Source organism: Pseudomonas sp. S30, assembly GCF_016518545.1.
Classification (GTDB): Bacteria; Pseudomonadota; Gammaproteobacteria; order Pseudomonadales; family Pseudomonadaceae; genus Aquipseudomonas.
Window position 1 is genome coordinate 90,821 of record NZ_JACVTO010000005.1, and the last position, 21,245, is coordinate 112,065.

26 protein-coding genes are annotated in these 21,245 nt (G+C 60.5%); 16 read left to right on the forward strand and 10 right to left on the reverse strand.

All coding sequences use genetic code 11. The annotated features are described in order from the left end of the window. Positions 1-7: 7 nt before the first annotated feature. The 9 genes from IAE34_RS07615 (at position 8) to IAE34_RS07655 (ending at position 4,642) form a co-directional block, all read left to right on the forward strand. Positions 8-712, forward strand: a complete 705-nt coding sequence (locus IAE34_RS07615; protein ID WP_200138257.1) for an XRE family transcriptional regulator — start codon at positions 8-10, stop codon at positions 710-712. Positions 713-849: 137 nt separating this feature from the next. Then, positions 850-1,014: a hypothetical protein gene (locus IAE34_RS07620; RefSeq protein ID WP_200138258.1), complete on the forward strand. Its 165-nt coding sequence runs from the start codon at positions 850-852 to the stop codon at positions 1,012-1,014. Beyond that, on the forward strand, positions 1,011-1,520 hold the full coding sequence (locus IAE34_RS07625; RefSeq protein WP_200138259.1) for a hypothetical protein: 510 nt from the start codon (positions 1,011-1,013) through the stop codon (positions 1,518-1,520). The genes IAE34_RS07620 and IAE34_RS07625 overlap by 4 nt, the downstream gene beginning before the upstream one ends. Then, a complete protein-coding gene (locus IAE34_RS07630) occupies positions 1,517-1,756 on the forward strand; it encodes a pyocin activator PrtN family protein (protein WP_200138260.1) in 240 nt (79 codons plus the stop codon). The genes IAE34_RS07625 and IAE34_RS07630 overlap by 4 nt, the downstream gene beginning before the upstream one ends. A 79-nt stretch (positions 1,757-1,835) precedes the next feature. Next, complete coding sequence (locus IAE34_RS07635; protein WP_200138261.1) at positions 1,836-2,324, forward strand: hypothetical protein; 489 nt, start codon at positions 1,836-1,838, stop codon at positions 2,322-2,324. Next, positions 2,321-3,373 (forward strand): phosphoadenosine phosphosulfate reductase domain-containing protein, encoded by a 1,053-nt coding sequence (locus tag IAE34_RS07640; protein ID WP_200138262.1) that lies wholly within the window; start codon positions 2,321-2,323, stop codon positions 3,371-3,373. The genes IAE34_RS07635 and IAE34_RS07640 overlap by 4 nt, the downstream gene beginning before the upstream one ends. Then, complete coding sequence (locus tag IAE34_RS07645; RefSeq protein ID WP_200138263.1) at positions 3,370-3,867, forward strand: DUF4406 domain-containing protein; 498 nt, start codon at positions 3,370-3,372, stop codon at positions 3,865-3,867. Before IAE34_RS07640 ends, IAE34_RS07645 begins: the two co-directional genes overlap by 4 nt. Continuing rightward, positions 3,864-4,370 (forward strand): hypothetical protein, encoded by a 507-nt coding sequence (locus tag IAE34_RS07650; protein ID WP_200138264.1) that lies wholly within the window; start codon positions 3,864-3,866, stop codon positions 4,368-4,370. Before IAE34_RS07645 ends, IAE34_RS07650 begins: the two co-directional genes overlap by 4 nt. Next, positions 4,367-4,642, forward strand: coding sequence for a pyocin activator PrtN family protein (locus tag IAE34_RS07655; protein ID WP_200138265.1), 276 nt, complete (start codon positions 4,367-4,369; stop codon positions 4,640-4,642). Before IAE34_RS07650 ends, IAE34_RS07655 begins: the two co-directional genes overlap by 4 nt. Positions 4,643-4,937: 295 nt before the next feature. Here IAE34_RS07655 and IAE34_RS07660 read toward each other — a convergent pair whose 3' ends face one another. Then, positions 4,938-6,035 (reverse strand): hypothetical protein, encoded by a 1,098-nt coding sequence (locus IAE34_RS07660; RefSeq protein WP_200138266.1) that lies wholly within the window; start codon positions 6,033-6,035, stop codon positions 4,938-4,940. Between the two features lie 377 nt (positions 6,036-6,412). After that, the gene (locus IAE34_RS07665; protein ID WP_200138430.1) at positions 6,413-7,534 is read right to left on the reverse strand and encodes a tyrosine-type recombinase/integrase; all 1,122 of its coding nucleotides are present in this window, start codon (positions 7,532-7,534) and stop codon (positions 6,413-6,415) included. A 93-nt stretch (positions 7,535-7,627) separates the two neighbouring features. Here IAE34_RS07665 and dusA point away from each other — a divergent pair, with 93 nt between their 5' ends. Then, positions 7,628-8,647: a tRNA dihydrouridine(20/20a) synthase DusA gene (dusA, locus tag IAE34_RS07670; protein ID WP_200138267.1), complete on the forward strand. Its 1,020-nt coding sequence runs from the start codon at positions 7,628-7,630 to the stop codon at positions 8,645-8,647. A 130-nt stretch (positions 8,648-8,777) separates the two neighbouring features. Next, on the forward strand, positions 8,778-9,704 hold the full coding sequence (gene tal / locus IAE34_RS07675; protein WP_200138268.1) for a transaldolase: 927 nt from the start codon (positions 8,778-8,780) through the stop codon (positions 9,702-9,704). 105 nt (positions 9,705-9,809) lie between these two features. Here tal and rssC read toward each other — a convergent pair whose 3' ends face one another. From rssC to IAE34_RS07690, 3 genes are all read right to left on the reverse strand, one after another. Beyond that, the gene (gene rssC, locus IAE34_RS07680; protein WP_200138269.1) at positions 9,810-10,292 is read right to left on the reverse strand and encodes an anti-sigma factor antagonist RssC; all 483 of its coding nucleotides are present in this window, start codon (positions 10,290-10,292) and stop codon (positions 9,810-9,812) included. Next, entirely contained in the window at positions 10,289-11,473 is a 1,185-nt protein-coding gene (rssB, locus tag IAE34_RS07685; RefSeq protein WP_200138270.1) for a two-component system response regulator RssB, read from the reverse strand. Before rssB ends, rssC begins: the two co-directional genes overlap by 4 nt. Before the next feature lie 365 nt (positions 11,474-11,838). After that, entirely contained in the window at positions 11,839-12,546 is a 708-nt protein-coding gene (locus IAE34_RS07690) for an MlaA family lipoprotein (protein WP_200138271.1), read from the reverse strand. A 201-nt stretch (positions 12,547-12,747) separates the two neighbouring features. Here IAE34_RS07690 and IAE34_RS07695 point away from each other — a divergent pair, with 201 nt between their 5' ends. Continuing rightward, entirely contained in the window at positions 12,748-13,311 is a 564-nt protein-coding gene (locus IAE34_RS07695) for a phosphonoacetaldehyde phosphonohydrolase-related protein (RefSeq protein ID WP_200138272.1), read from the forward strand. A 123-nt stretch (positions 13,312-13,434) separates the two neighbouring features. Then, positions 13,435-13,698 carry a DUF4404 family protein gene (locus IAE34_RS07700; protein ID WP_200138273.1) on the forward strand — a complete coding sequence of 88 codons (264 nt, stop codon included), beginning with the start codon at positions 13,435-13,437 and terminating at the stop codon, positions 13,696-13,698. Positions 13,699-13,738: 40 nt separating this feature from the next. On the opposite strand, the gene queF is transcribed toward IAE34_RS07700, so the two are convergent. Beyond that, on the reverse strand, positions 13,739-14,569 hold the full coding sequence (queF, locus tag IAE34_RS07705) for an NADPH-dependent 7-cyano-7-deazaguanine reductase QueF (protein WP_200138274.1): 831 nt from the start codon (positions 14,567-14,569) through the stop codon (positions 13,739-13,741). 67 nt (positions 14,570-14,636) lie between these two features. Continuing rightward, complete coding sequence (locus tag IAE34_RS07710; RefSeq protein WP_200138275.1) at positions 14,637-15,107, reverse strand: cupredoxin domain-containing protein; 471 nt, start codon at positions 15,105-15,107, stop codon at positions 14,637-14,639. A gap of 151 nt (positions 15,108-15,258) precedes the next feature. On the opposite strand from IAE34_RS07710, the gene IAE34_RS07715 reads away from it, so the two are divergent. Together IAE34_RS07715 and IAE34_RS07720 are read left to right on the forward strand one after the other, a co-directional pair. Next, complete coding sequence (locus IAE34_RS07715) at positions 15,259-15,939, forward strand: heavy metal response regulator transcription factor (protein WP_200138276.1); 681 nt, start codon at positions 15,259-15,261, stop codon at positions 15,937-15,939. After that, positions 15,939-17,273: a heavy metal sensor histidine kinase gene (locus IAE34_RS07720; protein WP_442793188.1), complete on the forward strand. Its 1,335-nt coding sequence runs from the start codon at positions 15,939-15,941 to the stop codon at positions 17,271-17,273. The genes IAE34_RS07715 and IAE34_RS07720 overlap by 1 nt, the downstream gene beginning before the upstream one ends. Before the next feature lie 42 nt (positions 17,274-17,315). Here the strand turns inward: IAE34_RS07720 and IAE34_RS07725 are convergent, their stop codons facing one another. Genes IAE34_RS07725 through IAE34_RS07735 form a run of 3 tightly spaced genes read right to left on the reverse strand, consistent with a single transcriptional unit; the run spans position 17,316 to position 20,559 of the window. Continuing rightward, positions 17,316-18,560: a lipoprotein-releasing ABC transporter permease subunit gene (locus IAE34_RS07725; RefSeq protein ID WP_200138277.1), complete on the reverse strand. Its 1,245-nt coding sequence runs from the start codon at positions 18,558-18,560 to the stop codon at positions 17,316-17,318. Positions 18,561-18,617: 57 nt separating this feature from the next. Further along, positions 18,618-19,301: a lipoprotein-releasing ABC transporter ATP-binding protein LolD gene (lolD, locus tag IAE34_RS07730; RefSeq protein WP_200138278.1), complete on the reverse strand. Its 684-nt coding sequence runs from the start codon at positions 19,299-19,301 to the stop codon at positions 18,618-18,620. 7 nt (positions 19,302-19,308) lie between these two features. Continuing rightward, complete coding sequence (locus IAE34_RS07735) at positions 19,309-20,559, reverse strand: lipoprotein-releasing ABC transporter permease subunit (protein ID WP_200138279.1); 1,251 nt, start codon at positions 20,557-20,559, stop codon at positions 19,309-19,311. Positions 20,560-20,652: 93 nt separating this feature from the next. Here IAE34_RS07735 and IAE34_RS07740 point away from each other — a divergent pair, with 93 nt between their 5' ends. Further along, entirely contained in the window at positions 20,653-21,237 is a 585-nt protein-coding gene (locus IAE34_RS07740) for a PilZ domain-containing protein (protein WP_200138280.1), read from the forward strand. The last annotated feature ends 8 nt before the right edge of the window (positions 21,238-21,245 follow it).

Genomic DNA, 21,245 nt, shown 5'->3' on the forward strand with positions numbered 1-21,245 from the left:
TCGTCGAATGGATATCAACGAAAAGCGCATCGCCACCCTCCGCAAGCTCATGGGCAGCCTCAGTCAAAAAGACTTTGCCGACGCCTACGACCTGGATGCTTCCTACCTATCGCAGTTGCTGAATGGCCATCGCAAGCTCGGGGAAAAGGCTGCGCTGACGCTCGAGTCCAAGATCGGGCTCGCTGCAGGGACGCTGACTTCTCCTCAAACTGAGGAGCCATCCAACAAAGCCCCGGACAATGTCGTTCATCTGTCGAAGCGAGCGGTAAAGCACAAGGATTTTGTTCTTATCCCGCACCTCGACATCGCGGCATCGATGGGGCCAGGCAGGGCAGCCCCGGATATGTACATTGAAGTCATCCGCGACATGACGGTCCATTTGGACTGGTTGAGGATGCAGGGCCTCAACTTCTCGAACCTCGACAACCTGGCAATCATCACGGGTGATGGCGACAGCATGTCAGGCACTTTCGCTGATGGTGACGCCCTGCTGGTAGATCGGGGGATCACGGAGGTCAAGACTGACGCGATCTATGTGTTTACCCTTGATGGCGACCTTTACATCAAGCGGTTGCAGCGCATGACGGGCGGCCAGCTCAGAATGATCTCTGACAACCCCATCTATCCACCGATCACGATCGACGAATCGATGATAGACAGGATGCATATTCAGGCGCGTGTCCTGCTCGCCTGGACCGCTAAAAAGCTCTAGACCTCTCAGGGAATTTCGATTCACCGGCCGCGCCCGGTGAACTCGCACACCTGAGCGATTTAGCGTTTGCTATTGCACATTAAATTACTCTTTGCTAATTTCCCATGGCGTCAGCTCTCACATCAAGGATATGACCCATGACAAAGGCTCAGTACAGCAATACCGCAATCATCTACCCCCACTCTGCAATCTGCTGCGCTCCAGAGAAAGCGAAGGCGTTTGAAGTCCGCACCGGACTTCAGATAGCGGTAACGCTTTCGGGCCGCGCGCAGGTCTTCCCACGCAATGGTGGTGAAGCATGAGTGAATTCACCATACCCCTGCGTCGCGTCATGCTGCTGCAGCACACCCTTGAGTCGGGCGGCAAAACCGTTTGCCAAATGCTTCGACCGGAGCGCGCCTTCGATGCCCAGCTGGAAATCGAAAACGACCAGCGCAGGCATCACATCAAAGCGAGCTTTGGGCCTCTGACGGCGTCGCTGACGTTACTCAGAGGTGACTCCTCCAAGTACCAAGCCCTGAGAGACTTTTTGCAGGATCTAGCCAATGGCCGCACTGATTCCGGTCGGCAGTCCGCAGAAGCCATTGCGATGCGTGAAGCGCTGGAAGCGGTGAACGCGGTAGTCGGCCCCAGCCTCAGTGCATACATCAGCCCAACGAACGACCTTGAAAAGCCGTTCAGGGTGATCGTGCTCAACCATCTTGGCGAAATATGCGCCGCAACCAAAGGGCACTGCCAAGACGACTTGGCGGAAACAGTGCGCAACCAGATCAGGGGCTTCGACGATGCTATGGCGAAGTACGCATGACCGGCACGCTGGATCAGCTACGCGCCCAGTGGACGACTCCATGTCCCACGCTGACGGCTGTGCGGGAGCAGTATTTCCCGCACATCAAAACAGATCGCAGGTTCAAGGAGCTGGTTCGCAAGGGCGAGATCAAGCTGAAGCTGAAAAAGCTCCACAGCTCAAGCAGGGCGCAACATGTGATCTACCTGCACGATCTCGCTGAGTACCTCGATCAGCAGCGCACACAAACCGCATAACAAGGCAGCCCCGGCCATCTGGGGCATCTGCTCGTCGCTGCTCTCAATCACCAGCGACGAGCATACCGGAGCACAGCTCATGCAATCACATCAACTGATTCTCACACTGGGTATTCTGTGGCTGGCAACACTCGTCATCATGCCCTTCCTTTTCGCTAAGTCGCGCCATCTTGCCTACATGCGCGGCAGGACCGAGGGCAAAGAATGCGTGGATTCGAGCCTCAAGCTACGGATCAGAACGCTCGAAGAGCAACTGGCCGATACCAATATCGAGAATGAAGCTGATACGCGAAAACGCCTCAAGGCGATCGCCTCGCTTCAAAGCACCATCGCCGAGTTGGAGGCCCGGATCATGTCCTACACCGGGATGGCCGTGACCAGGGCGGATTACGACCTGCTGGCCGAGACGGCAAGAACGCTTGGGCTTACAGAGCGGACCCTCAACGCGCTGAAAGCCAACCAGCAAGCCCAAAGGGCGAATGAGCAGATCCAGCAGTTGACTCAACTCGCAATGCGTTTGCATGCCCACTTGCGAGCAACCCCCGCAACCGCAGGAGCAGCGGCATGACAAACTTGCCTTCATATCGCTCCACAGGCTATGCCGTGAATACGCTACACAATCAGCAGTTCAATGTAGTCAGCGTCTCGGGCGGTAAGGACAGCACCGCCACGCTCTTACTCGCTCTAGCGCTGGAAGTACCGAATATTCGCGCCGTCTTTGCCGACACAGGCAATGAGCATGGACTGACCCTGGAATACCTCGATTACCTAACCGACACCACAGGCGTTCAGATCGAGCGGCGCCGGGCGGACTTCTCCCGCCAGATCGCTCGCAAGCGACAGTTCATTGCGACCAAATGGCGCGAGCAGCGGGTGCCAGAAAAGATTGTTGAGACGGCCCTGCAGGTTCTGCAGCCTACCGGTGTCCCCTTCTTGGACCTGTGTCTTTGGAAAGGGCGATTCCCAAGCCGGAAAGCTCAATTCTGTACCGAAGAGTTGAAGCGCAACGTTCTTGTCGAACAGGTGATGCTCCCGCTACTCGACGGAAACAACATGGTGCTGTCTTGGCAAGGTGTGCGCCGCGAGGAGTCCGAGGCACGTCGCTACTTACCTCAAGTCGACGAGGTCGGAGGCGGCCTATTCAACTTCCGCCCAATCATCGACTGGCCAGTCCAGGCCGTGTTCGAGGCCCACCGCTTCGCAGGGGTAAAAGCTAACCCGCTATATAGCCTCGGCATGGGCAGGGTTGGCTGTATGCCTTGCATCAACTGCCGCAAAGGTGAGCTACGGGAAATTGCAGCCCGCTTCCCCGAGCACGTCGACAAGATTGCTCACTGGGAAGACTTAGTACGCCAAGCAAGCAAGCAAGGTGGCGCTACATTCTTCGCGGGTGCCAACGCCAAGCATCAGAAAGGCTCGATTGCCGATATGAGCCCGGCAGAGATCGTCGCGCTTGCCAACATACGGCAAGCCGTGGAGTGGTCACGCACAACACGCGGTGGCATCCAGTACGATCTGATCGCCAGCGACGGCGAGGCAGATGCATCGGCCTGCTCGAGCGCATATGGGCTTTGCGATGGGGCTTGGACTGATGCCGATACACCGGAGGCAGCATGAAACGAGTCTACATCTCCGGCCCGATGACCGGACTTCCCGACTTCAACTACCCAGCATTCAATGCTGCGGCCCAGTTGCTGCGCTCGGAGGGTATCGAGGTCGAGAATCCTGCCGAAAATCCGACACCCGAATGTAGATCGTGGGCAGGCTACATGCGTCTCGCGCTCGTGCAGATCTGTCGCTGTGACGCGGTTTTAATGCTACCTGGCTGGGAAAAATCAAAGGGCGCACGACTGGAGCTTCACGTCGCCCACCAGCTCGGCCTGCAGGTGCTGTATCACCCCAGCTCTCTGACGCGTGCGAGCAACATAACCTCAGTCACATACCTACCGGAGGTAAGAACGCTCAAGGGAATACAGCCACTTCTACGACCAGCGATGTCGGCGATCTGCGACGTGTGCGGCAAGTCTCGTACTCGCCCAGGCGGTCACGATAAATGTTCCAAGATCCGCCAGGCGGCGGGCTTCATCATCAAGCAGGAGACCAAGGGATGAGCGTGGACATTTTGAAACTGAAAGCGCTCGCCACCGCTGCGAAACGTGATCAGTACGACAACGTAGCACTCAACGACTACGGCATGGCAATGGCGCCTGCGGTGACGCTGGAACTGATCGCCGAGATCGAGCGCCACCGCCAAGTAAACGCAGTGGGCTGCAAGCCCGACCTCATAATCGTCTTGTCTGAAGTGGAGAACCGAAGCCGTGCGATTGCTCTTGAGGTGCTATCCGAACGTCTCCGCCAGATCACAGTTGAGGGACACACAGCGGAAGCTGACGACCTCTATACGAATGGCCAACTTGCCGACGCTGCCAGCGCACTCGCCGCATGGGCGCACACATGGAATATGCCACTCGTTGAATGCACGATCGTTCCAGCGCTATGGCCCTGGGGTCCTGAGGCGTGGAAGCCTGGAGCCCAGCGAGGGATGCTCATCAAAGCAGGAGCGCTTATCTTGGCCGAACTGGAGCGCCTAGATCGCTTGGAGGTGTGCGAATGAAAACGGCATTCATGCTGATGGCGCAGTACAACGGGCTCGCCATCATTCCACTTGATCAAGTGTGCACCGATTACTTTACCCACCTGACCCCTGACATGTTTCAGCGGAAGGTTCTTGCTGGACAGATCAAACTTCCTATCACCAGGCTCGAGACAAGCCAGAAGAGCGCGCGAGGCATTCATATTGCCGATCTAGCGCAGTACCTGGATCAGCAGCGGGAGACTGCCCATAAGGAGTGTGCGCAATTGAACAAAACGCTTCGGGACGGCTAGCCGGTAAGATAAATTTCGCGTGGCCAGGTGTGGGTGGCCGTCGACATCTTCGACGAGCAACCCGAACCGGCTTTCTGCGAGGGCAGCTAACGACCCAAAGCAGCCGTTGGTGAATGGTAGGATTCAGCCAGAAGCAGCCGTTCGGGAATTTCTACAAAACCAAGGACGATTCAGGCGCCCACTGAAGCCGAGAATGATTAACGCAGAGTCCTAGACTAGCTGATCAGAACCTATATTTTTTTGCCAACCAGAAACTGGAGAGCCTCAAGCAACTAAATTCACTTTCAGCCACTCATTACGAAGCTTCAGCGCTTTTGCTTTTCTTTATACTCTTTAATTTCTCAAACAAAACACCCACAGCCTCGACGGACTGTAGCATATGATTGAAGTCGTTCTTATTTAAATCTTTGAGCTCTGGCCACTCTTCTGACTTCTCTAGAATTGTAAGCAAATCATTTTTTGCTACCTCCCCCCCATCACCGAACTCAAACACAGCACAGTATGCCAAGAGGTGCCTTCCGTACATAGACCGAACCTTCATGTAAGCAAAAGCTGAATCCCCATAGTGGCGATATTGCTTTAAGAACCAGGCCCCCAAAAACTCTACTGTTATGAATAGAATTGTGCACGACGCCATGCCAACAATCATCCCTGGCGTTAGCTCCATGTGAGCCCCCCATAGATATAATTGCCAAGCTATAATTGTAATCAAATAAAATGAAATACCCATTTTTATGAACGATCTGCCGCTCTCAAGCAACCGGGAAGCTTTTTCCTCAGCGTAGCGAATTTGACTATCAAGATTTGAAATTATGTCTTGAATGTTTTCGACAAAATCATAGCTTGGATCTTTTACAGGGGCTGATTCACTTGTAGACTTTAGCTCAAGTCCAGCATATTCGTTAACGGCATCAATCTTAACGCGTGCAAGCTCTTCCGAAAACGCTCGCATTTGAGCCTGTGCTTGAGCCTTCGCCTTGATTAATTCTCTATGTTCGGCACGTTTATCTAGCTCAACGAAAGAGGTATCACTACCAGTCAAGTCTTTTCGCATCCAGATCTTGGCAATAGCAAAAAAGCTTATCGCGAGCAAAACAGGAATCGCAGTATAGGTCACATAGAAATAATAGTAGACCACCGACTCACGAAAAGTAAAAACAGTTCCCAAAATTGTAACAACAAGGATAATAACGGTTATTGTTGAAAAAATCTTCTGTTGCAATAATTCGCTGGCGAGTTGATTTTTCACTCTAGCCTGCCTTTCTTTTTCGAAGGCCGCTTGCTTTCGCTCTTCATCTTCATCACGCTTCTTCATAGCATCATATTCACGATGAAAAGCTTTGAGACCATCTAAGTTGAGAGGGTCACCATTTGGAATTTCTGCTTCAGACATCGAAAATCAACCCTCCCGGCACGGAATCGAGAACAACAATCACTATTAAGATCTGTCTTTACGCGCTTTTGGCCCACGCTCTGTGAATCGCGCGGCATGCAATTTGACTGGAGTGAGCCATAAAGGCAACCGGTCTTTGATCAATTGATGCCGAAACACACGAGATCTACCCACGACAGCAGCATGATTCTGATGGCCGTCATTTACGAATAGACGATATCAAACTTGACAGGCGAAAGGCTGTTTTTGGCCGTATGTAGCCCCTGACGAGGGTCCGCTTTGGATCGAAAGCAGCCGGACGCTACTGACCGCTGTCGCCCTTAAGCGGATGCCTACCACGAGAGGCGATCATAGAAGTAGCACGGGTGTCGATCCGCCTACTCAGCCCGAGCACCGAGTTTAACCGGTGCCTGAATGATCTGATCCAGCCACCTCCAGCTTTTATACGCATTCCCTCGCCCACGCAAATGGGTATATCGCCGCATCGAGTTCCAATCACGGTGACCGGATACGCTTGAGACCCTCGGTATGTCCCAATCCATTTCAAACAACCGACTCACTCCTTCATGACGCAAGTCGTGGAAGTGCAGATCCTCTATTCCTTTTATCTTGCAGGCCTTCGACCAAGCTGTGCCGATTGAATCCGTGTTGTACGGGAATATCTCGCGACACTCTCGGGGCATGCTCTGTATGATGAGCCACGCCTCATCCGGCAAGTAACACCAGACATCGTTGCCGATCTTCTGGCCAGGATTCTTCATATCCCGCACCTTCACCGCCTGGCGGTGCTCATCCAGGTCTTCCCACAGGATGCGGGTGATCTCATCCATCCTCCGCGTCGAGAAAATCGCAAACGCCATCACCTTAGGCATGTGAATGGCGGTGGGCCGACGCGTCAGCATCTCGAAAAAATGTTCGAGAACCTTGTCGAGCTCATCCATCGTCGGACGTCGATCCCGCTCGCGGCTGCGCATGTTGTAGCCGAACTGCTTAAGAACAAGACGAGCGTCAGGCATAGCTCGCGCGTCGATCTCGTAACCCCACGCTGCCCTGGCCAGCGACAGGACCGACCCAAGGTGTGCCAAGTCATTACCTGCCGTCTGCGGTTTGACTCCACCACCCTCGGGGCCCATTCGCCACAAGGCGAAGTCGACTAGGACCTGCTGGGTGATGTTGGAGTCGACTACTTCAGCGAGGTAGGTTTTCTGAATGGCCTTAAGTGTCTGTCGCTTGGTCACACCTAGCGGCCGGGCTTTCTCCGCTTCTAACAGGTACCGGTCAATCATCGCCTTGATCGGATGTCCCACGCGCTTCGCCCGCTCGATGGCGCCCGGCTCCGACAATTCGGTCTCTCGTCGCTTCGCCCAGGCCACAGCTGCCTGTTTGCGGGCGAACGTTTGGCTCTCTTGGTAGACTGTGACCTTATCGCGATTGATGCGAATCTGGACGGTGTAGCTGGTGGTGCCATCGGCTTTCTTGCGCAGTCGGATCGTTGCCATAGGAAATTGGTACACGTCTTCGGTCGATTGGTACATTGTACCAAGCGCTTGGTAAAAACGCCCCAAAACCCCCGAAAAACGGTACGAAACACGTTGAACGAAAACACTACAAACTCGGGCGCTGAGCCAGAAACGACGCGCCCTGAGCCGTCACGCCGCTTCTCCGTGGCCCCCATGATGGATTGGACCGACCGCCACTGCCGCTATTTCCTGCGCCTGCTCTCCCGCCACACCCTGCTCTACACCGAAATGGTCACCACCGGCGCCCTGCTGCACAACGACGCCGAGCGCTTCCTGCGCCATGACGTGTCCGAGCACCCACTGGCGCTGCAATTGGGCGGCAGCGATCCGGCCGCACTCGCGGCCTGCGCGAAGCTGGCCGAAGCGGCGGGCTATGACGAAGTTAACCTCAACGTCGGCTGCCCAAGTGACCGGGTGCAGAACAACATGATCGGGGCTTGCCTGATGGGGCACCCTGGGCTGGTGGCCGACTGCGTCAAGGCGATGATCGACGCCGTGCAGATTCCGGTCACGGTCAAGCACCGCATCGGCATCAACGGCCGCGACAGCTATGCCCAGCTGTGCGACTTCGTCGGGCAGGTGCGCGACGCCGGCTGCACGAGCTTCACCGTGCACGCCCGCATCGCCATTCTCGAAGGGCTGTCGCCCAAGGAGAACCGCGAAGTGCCACCGCTGCGCTACGACGTGGCCGCGCAGCTCAAGCAGGATTTTCCCGACCTGGAGCTGGTGCTCAACGGCGGGATCAAGACGCTCGAAGCCTGCCACCTGCATCTACAGACCTTCGACGGCGTGATGCTGGGGCGCGAGGCTTACCACAACCCCTACCTGCTGGCCGAAGTGGATCAGCAACTGTTCGACAGCCAAGCGCCCGTGATCAGTCGCAGCGAGGTGATGGCGCGCCTCATGCCCTATCTGGTCGCGCACGTGGAGGCTGGCGGGGCTATCCACCATATTACCCGGCATATCCTGGGGTTGGGTCAGGGTTTCCCTGGCGCTCGACGCTTCCGTCAGTTGCTGTCGGCGGACATCCACAAGGCTGCGGCGCCGCTGCAGGTGGTGGAGCAGGCCGCGCAGCTGTTGCAGGGGCGCTAAGGGGAACCCTGGCCGGAGGGCGAACTCGAACAGGGGTTCGCCCGCCCGCACCAGGCTGCGCCGGTGATCGGCCTTGAGTGGCCGCCGGGGCTCGGGTAATGTCGAGACACTCACAGGACAGAGCACGCCCATGACTTCCAAGCTGGAACAACTCAAGCAGTTCACCACCGTCGTCGCCGACACGGGCGACCTCGACGCCATCACACGGTTGAAGCCGGTGGATGCCACCACCAACCCTTCGCTGCTGCTCAAGGCTGCAGCCATCGAAGGCTACGCCGACCTGCTCAAGCAGGTGCGCAGCGATGCCCAGGGTGACGTACAGCTGGCGTGCGACAAGTTCTCGGTCGCGGTCGGCGCCGGCATTCTCAAGGTGATTCCAGGGCGCATCTCCACCGAAGTGGACGCGCGCCTGTCATTCGACGAACCGGCGCTGCTGAACAAGGCTCGCCAACTGATCGCCCTGTACGAAGCGGCCGGTATCGGGCGCGATCGCGTGCTGATCAAGCTGGCCTCCACGTGGGAAGGCATTCGCGCTGCCGAGAAACTGGAAAAGGAAGGCATCCAGACCAACCTCACGCTGCTCTTCTCCTTCGCCCAGGCCCAGGCCTGCGCCGATGCCGGCGTATTCCTGATCTCGCCGTTCGTGGGGCGCATCTACGACTGGTACAAGAAGAGCACCGGCAAGGAGTACACCGGGGTCGATGATCCGGGCGTCCAGTCGGTCACCCGCATCTACGACTACTACAAGACCCATGGCTACGACACCGTGGTCATGGGCGCGAGCTTCCGCAACGTCGGGCAGATCGAACAGCTGGCCGGCTGCGATCGCCTGACCATCAGCCCGGAGCTGCTGCAGCAGCTGAGCGACGATCAGGGCGAGCTGCCGCGCATCCTCAAGCCGGGCAACGCCGGCGAAGCCAAGCAGGTGCTGGACGAGGGCCAGTTCCGCTGGGCCATGAACGAAGATGCCATGGCCACCGAGAAGCTGGCCGAAGGCATTCGCCAGTTCGCTCGTGATCAAGAGAAGCTGGAAAAGGTCATGGCCGAAAACACCTGACACGGCAGGCGATGACACGACGGGCGGAGAATACTGGGTATTCTCCGCCCGTTTGCGTTGAGGTGTGTATTGGAAAAGAGGTACAGCTGAACGGCTACCGGTGGCTCAGGACCGCTCCAGCGCACTCACCAGGTCGCGAAACGCCTCGCGATTGGAATCGTTGAGTCCCATCAGGATTCTGTGCGCCTCCAGAACCTTGGAGCGCACAACTTCTTCGTTTTCGTCCTGCGACGGTAGATCGCTCAGGCAGTCCGGGCATGGCAGCGGGCGATCGACGATATTGAACACCTGGTCGAAACCCATGGACTGCAACAGCCGGGAAATGTCCGGGTTGGTAGTGACCACGGTGGGCAGCAGGCCGACCTTCTGGCGGGACAGGATGGAGAGCTTCGCCAGCAGACCGAGGGTGGTGCTGTCGATGCTTTCGGTTTCAGTGAGGTCTATGACGATGGCCGAGAAATTCAGCGCGGTGAAGATCTTCTCGATCGTCGCATCCAGCGCCGAGCACAAGGTCAGGCGCACTTCACCGACGAATTTCAGTACGAAGGTACCGTTCTGTTCGGCGAACTGGATTCTACCAGTACTCATGGAAGGTTCCTGCTCAACACCAATAGGGCGATATCATCCGGCATCTCCCCAAGCGTAGCCAATCCGAATCGTCGGCGCAGCCCATCCAGACTGCCCTGCGCGGCCTTGACGATTTCCGGCAAGGTCGCTTCCTTATCTTTGAGCGTGTCGCCCGGCAAAAGGTCCAGAATACCGTCGGACATGAGCGTGAGGCTGAACTGCGGAGGCAGTTCGCATACATGATCCTGGTAGGTCGCTTGGTCGAACAGGCCCACCGGCAAGCCTCGGCCCTCGAGATAGCGAGCCTGGCCGGGCGTATACAGCACCGGCAGCGGCAAATGCCCGCCCACGCTATAGGTCATCAGCCCAGTGTCCTCATCGATCACGCCGCCGACCATGGTCACATGCTTGCCGAGCTTGCAGTTGATCAGCCCGCGATTGATGTGCGAGAGCACCTCGGAGGGCTTGAAGTCGCGCATGTTGCCGCTGCGCTTGAATTCGAACAGCAGCCGAGTGGTCATGAACTTGAGCAGCACCGTGACGAAGGCCGAGGAGGCGCCATGGCCGGACACGTCCGCCAGGTAGAACGCCACGCGCCGCTCATCGACACGGAAATAGTCGGTGAAATCACCCGACAGGTACAGCGACGGAATGATCTGATGGTCGAACGTCAGATCGCCGGCCTTCCACGGCCTTCCCGGCAGCATGTTCATCTGCACCTGACGACCGGCGGTCTGGTCCTCCTGCAACAGGTGCAGGCTGGCTTCCAGCTCCCGATTGGCCGCCTCCAGCTTTTCCTGGTAGCGCTGGTTCTCGAGCTCCAGGCGGGCTCGATCCATGGCCCGGCGAACCGAGTGCTCGAGCACCGCAAGGTCTTCCAGGGGCTTGATCAGGTAGTCGGCCGCGCCCAGGCGCAAGGCCTCCACCGCATCGCTCATCACGCCTGCACCGGACACGACGATCACCGGCACCTGGGGTGCCTGCGCGGTAATGCGGCGAATGAGTTCGAGACCGCCCATCTGCGGCATGCGCAGATCGCAGATGACGAGATCGGGCTGGTGCTCTTCGAAGACCTGTAGCCCCTGCTGGCCATTGCTGGCCTGGAGGACGCTGAAGCCGCTGTCTTCCAGATACGCGGCGAGGCTTGCACGGACCACGTCGTCGTCATCGATGATCAGCAACGTTGCACTGGTTTTCTGCATGTGGGCGAACGGCGCCGATTGGTTGGCGTAGCGGACATCGGCAAGGACGACGGTCGACTACTTGGAATACGTGTGAACCCTGTACGTGGAAGCGGGACGGTGACCCAGTTCGGCGACGCACAGTGGTGCCTGTAAGGCGCAGACGGTACTCCCATCCGCGAGGGGTTTCAAGCGTGCAAAGATCGGGGGCAGGACGCTAATCACCGAAGGTTATTGGAAGCATCCGTTTGGCTTACGTTTAGGTATAGCGAGGGCAATGTAATGCTCTCCCCGGTCCTCGAATTCGTGGGTCCCTGACCAGCGAATGGTTCCAGCCCACAAAAAAGGCGATCCGCAGATCGCCTTCGTACTGGGTCGATACGTACTCAGAAGTCGTCTTCGACCTCGCCATCCCTGACCTTGAACTCGCGGTTCTGCAGGTAGGCGTTACGGATGAAGATGTATTTCTCGCCCTGGATGAGCTTTTCCGCCGGCAGCAGGCTGGCACGGGTGTCGATCACGTCGAGTGCGAAGATCGAATTACGTGTCGGCACGTGATCGATGTAGCGGTAGGGTTCGGTGAAGGAGTCCGGGTACTTGGAAATCGCGTCGCGGACCGTGCTTGGCCCCAGCAGTGGAATGACCACATAAGGTCCGCTCGGCACGCCCCAGTAGCCAAGGGTCTGGCCGAAATCCTCGTCGCTGCGCTGCAGCCCCATGCGCGTACCGACGTCGAAGAAGCCGCCCAGGCCGAACGTGGTATTGACGATCAACCGTGCGGTGTCAACGCCCGCATTATGCGGCTTGAGCTGGAAGATGTTGTTGACCAGGTTGCCGACATCGCCCAGGTTGCGGAACACGTTGTGGATGCCGTCCTGGAGGAACTGCGGCGTGACCGTGTCGTAACCCTTGGCCAGGGGCCTCAGGGCGTAGGTATCGAGGACGTCGTTGAACTTGAAGATCGGTCGGTTGACCGCTTCCCATGGGTCTTGCTCGGTGGCCGCCTGGGTGGCGGCCAGCGGGGCCAGCGAAAGGCTGGCACAGACACAGGCCTGGGTGATTCGCTTGATCACACCGGCACCGATCCTCTGCATAGATGTTTCTCCAAAGAGTGGATGCGTCGGACACCCAGGGCGTCGCGCAAATGAGAGTGCGCCAGTATAGGGGCAAACTGGCTGGTCGCGAGCATGCCATATCTCGCACCCTCGCTGTGTAAACAAGTGCTTCACCCTATGACGGTCATGTTTTCGTCATCTACAGGCCTTAGCCTGAAGCGCATTTGCAGAGACCCTGCCATGCCTGAAGCCCCCGCCCCCACCGCCGTGCTGTTCGGCCTGCGCGGCTGCCTGGTGCAGGCAACCAACGGACGCCCGCGGCCTGCCCCTGGCGCGCTGTCTACCCTCCAGACGCTGCGGGTTCGACAGGTGCCCTGCATCTGGCTCGACGACTCACGGCTGGAGCACAGCGCACGCCTGGCCGATGTGCTACCTGACTGGCTGCCGGGCCACACGGCCACGGGCGCACCCTGGCCGTCACCCGATGCCTGCTGGCAGGCCCTGATGTCCCTGAGCAGCGACCGTCTGGACGGCTGCGTACTGGTCAGCGGCGAACCGCGGCTGGTGCAGGCTGGCCTGAGCGCCGGACTGTGGACGATCGGACTGGCGGCGTGCAGCCCGGTGTGCGACCAGACCGCCAGCCGATGGCAGGAGCTGAGCGCGCAGGACCAGGCAAGGGCCCGCGGCGAGGCGACCCTGGAACTGTTCGGCCTGGGTGCCCACTCGGTGATCGACCATCTGGAAGCGCTCGACACCTGCCTGGCGGACATCGCCCAGCGCCGGCGCAAGGGTGAAAAACCCTGAAACCAGTTACTTGAGGCACGCCCTGCAGAGCGCTCGGATGTGGTTTAGGCTGGAACATGGGCCAGAACCTTTGCCGCTTCGCCGAGGTCCATGGCATGCCAAGTCATCGATGGAGTACAACCAATGCCCGCCCGCGAATTGCAAGAACGCCTGGACAGCCTGCGCGAGCAACTGGATCGCAATGTTCCCTTGTCCGATGAGGAGCTCGCTGGTCTGCGCGAGGAAGCGCGACAGATCGAAGCGCAGATCAAGCTCGAGGAAGTGTCACCGGACAACAACCTGGTCGATGGCGTGAACCTCGCCGTCGAGCGCTTCGAGGTCGATCACCCCGACCTGACCGCGACACTGCGCGACATCATCACCCGTCTGCACAGCATGGGTATCTGAACCCCGCGCCAGGGGCCGCCGTCAGGGGCCCCGCCACCCGCTACTGGCGAACCAGCCGGCCGTTGTGCACCGTCATCGGCGCAGTACTTCGGTAAGGGTTGATGTCCAGCCCGCCACGGCGCACGTAACGGGCATAGACCGTCAGGTGCTCGGGCTGCAGCAGGCGCAGCAGGTCGAGGAAGATCCGCTCCACGCATTGCTCGTGGAAATCGGCATGCTGGCGAAAGCTTACCAGGTAGGCCAGCAGGCTCGAAGGCTCTAGCACGCGTCCCTTGTACTCTACGACCACGCTGCCCCAATCGGGTTGCCCCGTCACCGGGCAATTGGATTTGAGTAGATGGCTGTGCAGCGTGCGCTCCACGACGCGCTCAGCGTCGCACTGCAAGAGTTCGGGCTGTGGCTCGGCATATTGGCTGATGCTCACGTCCAGTTCGTCGATGCATTGCCCTGGCAAGATCCTCACGCCCTCGGACTCGACCTCGGCCAGGCTGCGCACCCGCACCGCCACCGGTTTGCCTGCGGCCGCGGACAGGTCCTTCTCCAGGCAGGCGCACAGCTCGTCGGTACTCGCGAAGACGGTCTGGTTGAGCGAGTTCAGGTACAACTTGAACGACTTGGATTCGATGATATTGGGCGAGTCGGCCGGGATGGCGAACTCGCCGATGGCCACGACCGGCTTGCCCGACGGCAACAGCCAGGAGAGCTCGAAGCAGTTCCAGTAGTCCACACCCTGCCAGGGCAGGGTCTGTGCAGTGACGCCCAGCTCCGCCCACTTGGCCGTGCGCGGAATCGGGAACAGCAGCGACGGCGTGTAGATGGCGATGTATTCGCTGGACTTGCCCAGCGGGGAATGTTCGGCAGCGGGATGCATGAATCTGACCTGAATGCACGGAAATGAGCGCATTCTACCGGTTTTGCATCGCGACTTGTGGCCGATGTCAGTCGATGGTCAGTGGCCCGACCATGCCCGCCTGGTAGTGCCCCGGCACGTTGCAGGCGAACTCGATGGGCGCCGACTTGCGGAACGTCCAGGTCAGCTCGGCGCGCTGGCCGGGTTGCACCAGTACCGTGTTGCCCTGGTCGTGACCGTGGGCGCCGTGCCCCATCTGCTCATGGCCCATGGCGGCCATGGCCGCCATCTCTTTCTGGTGCTCGACGTGCATGGCCCGGTCACCGAGGTTGAACTCGTGGGCCAGCTTGCCTTCGTTGATCAGCACGAAGCGCACGGTCTCGCCCGCCTTGACCTGCAACGCGTCGGGTTCGAAGGCGATGTCCTTGAGCACGACCTGAACGGTGCGGGTCGCCTGACTGGCGGCAGCAGGCTCGCCGAAGCTGAACGAGTGCCCGCCATCGGCCAGCACGGGCAGGCTGACGGCGAAAAGCGCGGCGCTGAAGATCGAGGATTTCATGGCGGTTCCAGGCAATTGAAGGAGAGGCCCATTGTGTGAGCCCTGGGCTGCCGCCAGGCTGACCGGAAGATTACAACCCTGTCAGTTTCGCCAGCCCGACCCAAGGTCACGTATCATCGGCCGATCGATGTCTTTCGTGTGTGGACGCTGGATGAAACTGCTGATCGTCGAAGACCAGGCCCGTACCGGCCAGTACCTACGCCAGGGCCTGAGCGAGGCAGGCTTCGCTACGGAGCTGGCCGACGACGGCGAGACCGGCCAGTTCCTCGCCCTCAGCGGCGACCACGACCTGATCATTCTCGACGTGATGCTTCCCGGGCGCGATGGCTGGCAGATCCTCCAGGCGGTCCGCCAGGCCGGGCTGGACACGCCGGTACTGTTTCTCACCGCCCGCGATGCGGTGGCCGACCGGGTCCACGGGCTGGAGTTGGGCGCCGACGATTACCTGGTCAAGCCCTTCGCTTTCTCCGAACTGCTGGCCCGGGTGCGCAGCCTCCTGCGCCGTGGCGCCACACCTAGCCAGGACAGCCTGCTGACCCTGGCCGACCTGCGCCTGGACCTGCTGCGACGCCGCGTGGACCGCGGCGGCAGTCGCGTGGACCTGACCGCCAAGGAGTTCGCCCTGCTCGAACTGCTGCTACGCCGCCAGGGTGAAGTGCTGCCCAAATCGCTGATCGCCTCGCAGGTGTGGGACATGAATTTCGACAGCGACACTAATGTCATCGAGGTGGCGATCCGCCGCCTGCGCCTGAAAGTCGACGAAAATCATCCGAACAAGCTCATCCATACCGTGCGCGGCATGGGCTACGTGCTCGAAGAGCGTGCCGACTGATGCCGCGCCTGTCATTGAGCGCACGCCTGGCCCTGTTGTTCGCCGCCTGCACCGCCGCCGTGTCCCTGTCCGCCGGCCTGCTGTTCAGCCGGGCCAGCGAACGGCATTTCATCGAGCTCGACCAACAGGCGCTGAGCGCGCGCCTGTCGCAACTGCGCGCCCACCTGGAGGGGGTCGATTCGATCGACACGCTGGCCACCCGCCTGCCCGCGCTGCGCGGCGAGCTCAGCCATCAGGCTGACCTGGGCTTGCGCGTTCGCGGCGAGGACGGTGCACTGTGGTTCGACAGCCAGCCCGGCCTGCCCCAGGAGCCGGGTCGACCCGGCCTTGCCACCTTGCACAGCGATCGAACCGAGTACCGCAGCCTGTCCCAGGCCATGCCGGGTGCGAGGGTCACGTTGTTCCTGGATATCACCCATCACCAGCATTTCCTGCAGCGCATGCAGCAGTTGATCTGGCTGACCGTAGGGCTCTGCGCCCTGTTCACTGCCCTGCTCGGCGCCTGGGCCGTACGGCGCGGCCTGCGGCCTCTGCGACAAATGGGGGCGATCGCCGCGAGCGTCGACGCCCAGTCGCTGACCACCCGCCTGCCGGTGACGCAACTGCCCGAAGAGCTGGCCGAGCTGGGCCAGACGGTCAACGCCATGCTGCAACGTCTGGAAGATGCCTTCGAACGCCTGTCGGCGTTTTCAGCCGACATCGCCCATGAGCTGCGCACGCCGCTGTCGAACCTGCTCACCCACACCCAGGTCACCCTCACCCGCCCACGGAGCCTGGAGCAGTACCGCGAAACGCTGCACGACAACCTCGAAGAACTCCAGCACATGGCGCAGATGGTCAACGACATGCTGTACCTGGCCAAGGCCGATCATGGCCTGCTCGAGCCCAGCCGCCAGACCCTGGACCTGTCGTTGGAAGTGGATGCACTGCTCGATTACTACGCCGCCCTGGCCGAGGACGCCAGCATCACCCTTGGCCGTGAGGGCGAGGCGCGTGTGGAGGGCGATCGCCAGATGTTGCGCCGGGCGCTGTCGAACCTGCTGGAGAATGCCTTGCGCTTCACACCTGCCGGTGGCGCGATCCTGGTGACCCTGTCACCCGAGGGGCGTATCGAGGTGGCCAACACCGGACCCGAGATCGCCGAACAGGCGTTGCCGCGCCTGTTCGACCGGTTCTATCGGGAAGACCAGGCACGCCATGAAGGCAGTACCGAACACGCCGGGCTCGGGCTGGCGATCACCCGCTCGATCGTCCAGGCCCATGGCGGTCGGATCCACGCGCACTGTGGCGGCGGATGGACACGCCTGGTGATCGAACTGCCCGCTGAACGCTGAACCAGCCTGGGTGCCATAACGCCGGGCACCCAGGCCAGCGTTTCACTCGTAGCGCAAGGCCATGGCGGGCTCGATCTGCGAGGCCCGGTAGGCGGGGTACAAGGTGGCCAGGAAGCTCATGACCAGGCCCGCGGTGCAGATGATCGCCACGTCACCCCATTGCAACTGCGACGGCAGGCTGCTGATGAAGTACATGTCCGAGGTGAAGATGTGCTGCCCGCTGGTGCGCTCCAGCCAGCCGACGATGGCGCTGACGTTGAGCGCGCCGATCACGCCCAGCACGCCGCCGATCAAGGTGCCGACGATGCCGATCAGGCTGCCCTGGACCATGAAGGTACCCATGATCTGCGCAGGTGTCGCGCCGATGGTCCGCAGGATGGCGATGTCCGCGCCCTTGTCGTTCACCACCATCACCAGCGTGGCGATGATGTTGAACGCGGCCACGGCGATGATCATCAGCAGCAGCAGTCCGATCATGGTCTTTTCCATTTTCATCGCGCTGAACAGGCTGCCCTGGGTGTGGGACCAGTCGTCGGCACGATAGCCCTCGCCGAGTCCCTGGGCAATGGCCCTGGACACCTGAGGCGCGGCGTACAGATCCTTCAGCTTGAGCCGTATACCCTGCACCTGACCGGGCGCCCAGCGCTGCATTTCACCCGCATCGGCGATATGGATATAGGCCTGCGAGCCGTCCAGCTCGGCACCTACCTTGAACAGCCCCACGACCGTCAGGCGCTGCATGCGCGGCGTGATGCCGCCCGGTGCAGAGCTGATTTCCGGCACGATCAGGGTGACCTTGTCACCGGTGTTCAGGCGAAAGCGGCGGGCGGTCAGCTCGCCCAGCACCACACCGTACTCGCCTGGCTCGAGCGCCTGCAGCGCCCCCTGCACGATGTGCTGGCCGACGATGGAGACCTTGTCCTCCTGCGCGGGATCGATGCCGCTCACCTGGATCGGCTGCATGGCCCCCTTGTACGAGAGCATGCCTTCCATTTCGGTGACGGGCGCCGCAGCGATCACTGCCGGGTTCTTCGCCGCAGCGCTGGCCACCTGCTGCCAGTCGTCCAGCGGCTGCACACCAAGGATGCTGGCGTGCGGGACCAGCCCCAGGACCCGCGAACTCATTTCGCGCTGGAAGCCATTCATCACCGACAGCACCACGATCATCGCCAGCACGCCCAGCGAGAGGCCGATCATCGAGGTCATGGAAATGAACGAGATGAAGTGGTTGCGACGCTTGGCACGGGTGTAGCGAGCACCGATGAACAAGGGCAAGGGTCTGAACATGTTGGGCGAATACCGAGTTGAACAGAGAAGCGGGGCCGCGCGAGGCGCCCCGAGCGATCAGATCGACACCAGTCGACCGTCTTCCAGGCTCAGCACACGATCCATCTGCCGGGCCAGGTTGAGGTCGTGGGTCACCACCAGAAACGCCGTGCGCGAGGCCGTCGAGAGCTCGTGCATCAATTCCTGGATGCCCTGGGCGGTGTGATGGTCCAGGTTGCCGGTCGGCTCGTCGAGCATCACCAGCCCCGGCTGGTTGACCAGGGCGCGGGCGATGGCCACCCGCTGCCGCTCGCCACCGGACAGCTCGGCTGGCTTGTGACTCAGGCGGTGCCCCAGGCCTACACGCTCGAGCAGCGCCGTGGCCCGCTGGCGGGCTTCGGGGATGGGCGTACGACCGATCAGCAATGGCATGCACACGTTCTCCAGGGCGGTGAACTCGGCCAGCAGGTGGTGGAACTGGTAGACGAAGCCCAGGGCCCGGTTGCGCAGCAGGCCCCGGTCGCGCTCACCGAGCGCGGACAGTTCCTCGCCGGCCAGCCAGACGCTGCCCTGGGTCGGGGTATCCAGGCCACCGAGCAGGTTGAGCAGCGTGCTCTTGCCCGACCCCGAGCTGCCGACGATGGCGACACGCTCTCCGGGATGCAGCTCCAGGCTCAACCCGGACAACACCTGTACCGATTCCGGGCCCTCGTCATAGGACTTGCCCAGGTTGCGGCAACTCAGTACGGCTTTATCACTCATGCGCGAATCACTCATAACGTAGCGCCTCTGCAGGCTGGGTGCGTGCCGCACGCCAGGCCGGATACAGGGTGGCGAGGAAACTCAGGGCCAAGGCCGCGGCGCAGATCATCCACACGTCCTGGGCGAGGATCTGCGAAGGCAGGTAGTCGATGAAGTACACGTCGGCATTGAGGAACTTGTGGCCGATCAGGGTCTCGATCCCGGCGATCGCCGCACTTACGTTGAGGGCGGCGAGAATGCCGACCACCGCCCCGATCAGGGTACCGACCACGCCGATCACCGTGCCCTGGACCATGAAGATGGCCATGATCTGCCGGGGCGTGGCGCCCAGGGTGCGCAGGATGGCGATGTCGCCGCGCTTGTCGTTGACCACCATCACCAGGGTGGAAATGATGTTGAAGGCCGCGACCGCGACGATCAGCAGCAGCAACAGGCCGATGATCGATTTTTCCATGCGGATGGCCTGGTACAGGTTGCCCTGGGTGCGGGTCCAGTCGCGGGCGAAGTACTGGTGTTCACCCAACCGCTGGACGATGTTCCAGGCTTCGCGCGGGGCCTGGAACAGGTCATCGAATTTCAGCCGCAGCCCCTGCACCTGATCGGGTTTCCAGCGGTGCAGGCGTGAAAGGTCGGTGAGGTTGGTCAGGCCCAGGTAGCCATCGATCTCACCCGCGCCGACATGGAAGGTGCCGACCACGGTGAAGCGCTTCATGCGCGGGAACATGCCAGCCGGGGTGATGCTCACCTCGGGCGCAACGAAGGTGACCTTGTCACCGACGTTCACGCCCAGCTTGTCGGCCGCCTTGTCGCCGATCAGGATGCCCCACTCACCTGGCGCCAGCCGGTCGAGGCTGCCCTGGCGAATGAAATTGTCGATGATCGACACCTCGCGCTCACGCTCGGGCAGCACGCCGTTGAGCAGCATTTTCTGCACCTTGCCGTCGTGGGTCAGCAAGCCCTGCATCTGGGTGAAGGGCGCGACCGCCTGGACATGCGGATTCTGCTTTACTTGTTGGGCAAGGGCCTGCCAATCGGCGATGGGTTGATCACCCTCGATCGTGGCATGGGGCACCATGCCCAGCACCCGGGTGCGCATCTCGTGATCGAAGCCGTTCATCACCGACAGCACCACGATCATCACCACCACGCCCAGGGCGAGGCCGATCATCGAGGTCAAGGAAATGAACGAGACGAAGTGGTTGCGACGCTTGGCACGGGTGTAGCGCGTGCCGATGAATACGAAGAGAGGTCTGAACATGTCGGGGCTTGTTCGGAGGAAAGGGAACGTCCTGGTGGCGAGGCGCCTGTGGCGGCTTTACACTCGGACCACTGCCGCAACCATGGGTTCGCCATGACGACACTAGACGAAGAAGATCGCCGGGAATACTACCGCATCGAAGATCGGATCGCACTGCAAATCAGCCCGTTGAGCGCAGCGCAAGCCCTTGATTCAGAAGTATTGCAGGATGATTCCCCGCTGTTCAATCTGCTCAGCGAGCTGCACCTGTCCGATTTCGAGGCGCAGCATTTGCTGCGTCAGCTCAGCGACAAGGACCGCACCCTGGCAGCCTTTCTGCGCGCGCAGAACAAGCGCCTCGACCTGCTCAGCGCGGTACTGGCGCAGACGCTACTGGGCGAGATCGGCGAGCCGCAGCGGGTCGGGCTCTCCGAAGGCGGCCTCGAATTCGTCCAGGCTGGACAGATCGCCCCTGGCAGCCGGGTGAAGGTCAAGATGGTGCTCATGCCGCGCGCCCATGGCCTGCTGCTGCGTGGACGCATCACCCACTGCAACCCCCGACCGGACGGCACCTTCGAGATTGGCGCCGAGTTCGTCGACATGACCGATGCCGAACGCCAGCTCCTGGCCCGGTACATCCTGCAGCGCCAGCAGCAGCAACGGCGCGAGCAGTTGGAACGGCAAGACCCGGCGTCCTGAACGCTACC

Bases quoted from the DNA above. Each gene is read 5' to 3' on its own strand.
- IAE34_RS07615 (WP_200138257.1), top strand. From the start codon at position 8: ATGGATATCAACGAAAAGCGCATCGCCACCCTCCGCAAGCTCATGGGC.
- IAE34_RS07620 (WP_200138258.1), top strand. From the start codon at position 850: ATGACAAAGGCTCAGTACAGCAATACCGCAATCATCTACCCCCACTCT.
- IAE34_RS07625 (WP_200138259.1), top strand. From the start codon at position 1,011: ATGAGTGAATTCACCATACCCCTGCGTCGCGTCATGCTGCTGCAGCAC.
- IAE34_RS07630 (WP_200138260.1), top strand. From the start codon at position 1,517: ATGACCGGCACGCTGGATCAGCTACGCGCCCAGTGGACGACTCCATGT.
- IAE34_RS07635 (WP_200138261.1), top strand. From the start codon at position 1,836: ATGCAATCACATCAACTGATTCTCACACTGGGTATTCTGTGGCTGGCA.
- IAE34_RS07640 (WP_200138262.1), top strand. From the start codon at position 2,321: ATGACAAACTTGCCTTCATATCGCTCCACAGGCTATGCCGTGAATACG.
- IAE34_RS07645 (WP_200138263.1), top strand. From the start codon at position 3,370: ATGAAACGAGTCTACATCTCCGGCCCGATGACCGGACTTCCCGACTTC.
- IAE34_RS07650 (WP_200138264.1), top strand. From the start codon at position 3,864: ATGAGCGTGGACATTTTGAAACTGAAAGCGCTCGCCACCGCTGCGAAA.
- IAE34_RS07655 (WP_200138265.1), top strand. From the start codon at position 4,367: ATGAAAACGGCATTCATGCTGATGGCGCAGTACAACGGGCTCGCCATC.
- IAE34_RS07660 (WP_200138266.1), bottom strand. From the start codon at position 6,035: ATGTCTGAAGCAGAAATTCCAAATGGTGACCCTCTCAACTTAGATGGT.
- IAE34_RS07665 (WP_200138430.1), bottom strand. From the start codon at position 7,534: ATGGCAACGATCCGACTGCGCAAGAAAGCCGATGGCACCACCAGCTAC.
- tal (WP_200138268.1), top strand. From the start codon at position 8,778: ATGACTTCCAAGCTGGAACAACTCAAGCAGTTCACCACCGTCGTCGCC.
- rssC (WP_200138269.1), bottom strand. From the start codon at position 10,292: ATGAGTACTGGTAGAATCCAGTTCGCCGAACAGAACGGTACCTTCGTA.
- rssB (WP_200138270.1), bottom strand. From the start codon at position 11,473: ATGCAGAAAACCAGTGCAACGTTGCTGATCATCGATGACGACGACGTG.
- IAE34_RS07690 (WP_200138271.1), bottom strand. From the start codon at position 12,546: ATGCAGAGGATCGGTGCCGGTGTGATCAAGCGAATCACCCAGGCCTGT.
- IAE34_RS07695 (WP_200138272.1), top strand. From the start codon at position 12,748: ATGCCTGAAGCCCCCGCCCCCACCGCCGTGCTGTTCGGCCTGCGCGGC.
- IAE34_RS07700 (WP_200138273.1), top strand. From the start codon at position 13,435: ATGCCCGCCCGCGAATTGCAAGAACGCCTGGACAGCCTGCGCGAGCAA.
- queF (WP_200138274.1), bottom strand. From the start codon at position 14,569: ATGCATCCCGCTGCCGAACATTCCCCGCTGGGCAAGTCCAGCGAATAC.
- IAE34_RS07710 (WP_200138275.1), bottom strand. From the start codon at position 15,107: ATGAAATCCTCGATCTTCAGCGCCGCGCTTTTCGCCGTCAGCCTGCCC.
- IAE34_RS07715 (WP_200138276.1), top strand. From the start codon at position 15,259: ATGAAACTGCTGATCGTCGAAGACCAGGCCCGTACCGGCCAGTACCTA.
- IAE34_RS07720 (WP_442793188.1), top strand. From the start codon at position 15,939: ATGCCGCGCCTGTCATTGAGCGCACGCCTGGCCCTGTTGTTCGCCGCC.
- IAE34_RS07725 (WP_200138277.1), bottom strand. From the start codon at position 18,560: ATGTTCAGACCCTTGCCCTTGTTCATCGGTGCTCGCTACACCCGTGCC.
- lolD (WP_200138278.1), bottom strand. From the start codon at position 19,301: ATGAGTGATAAAGCCGTACTGAGTTGCCGCAACCTGGGCAAGTCCTAT.
- IAE34_RS07735 (WP_200138279.1), bottom strand. From the start codon at position 20,559: ATGTTCAGACCTCTCTTCGTATTCATCGGCACGCGCTACACCCGTGCC.
- IAE34_RS07740 (WP_200138280.1), top strand. From the start codon at position 20,653: ATGACGACACTAGACGAAGAAGATCGCCGGGAATACTACCGCATCGAA.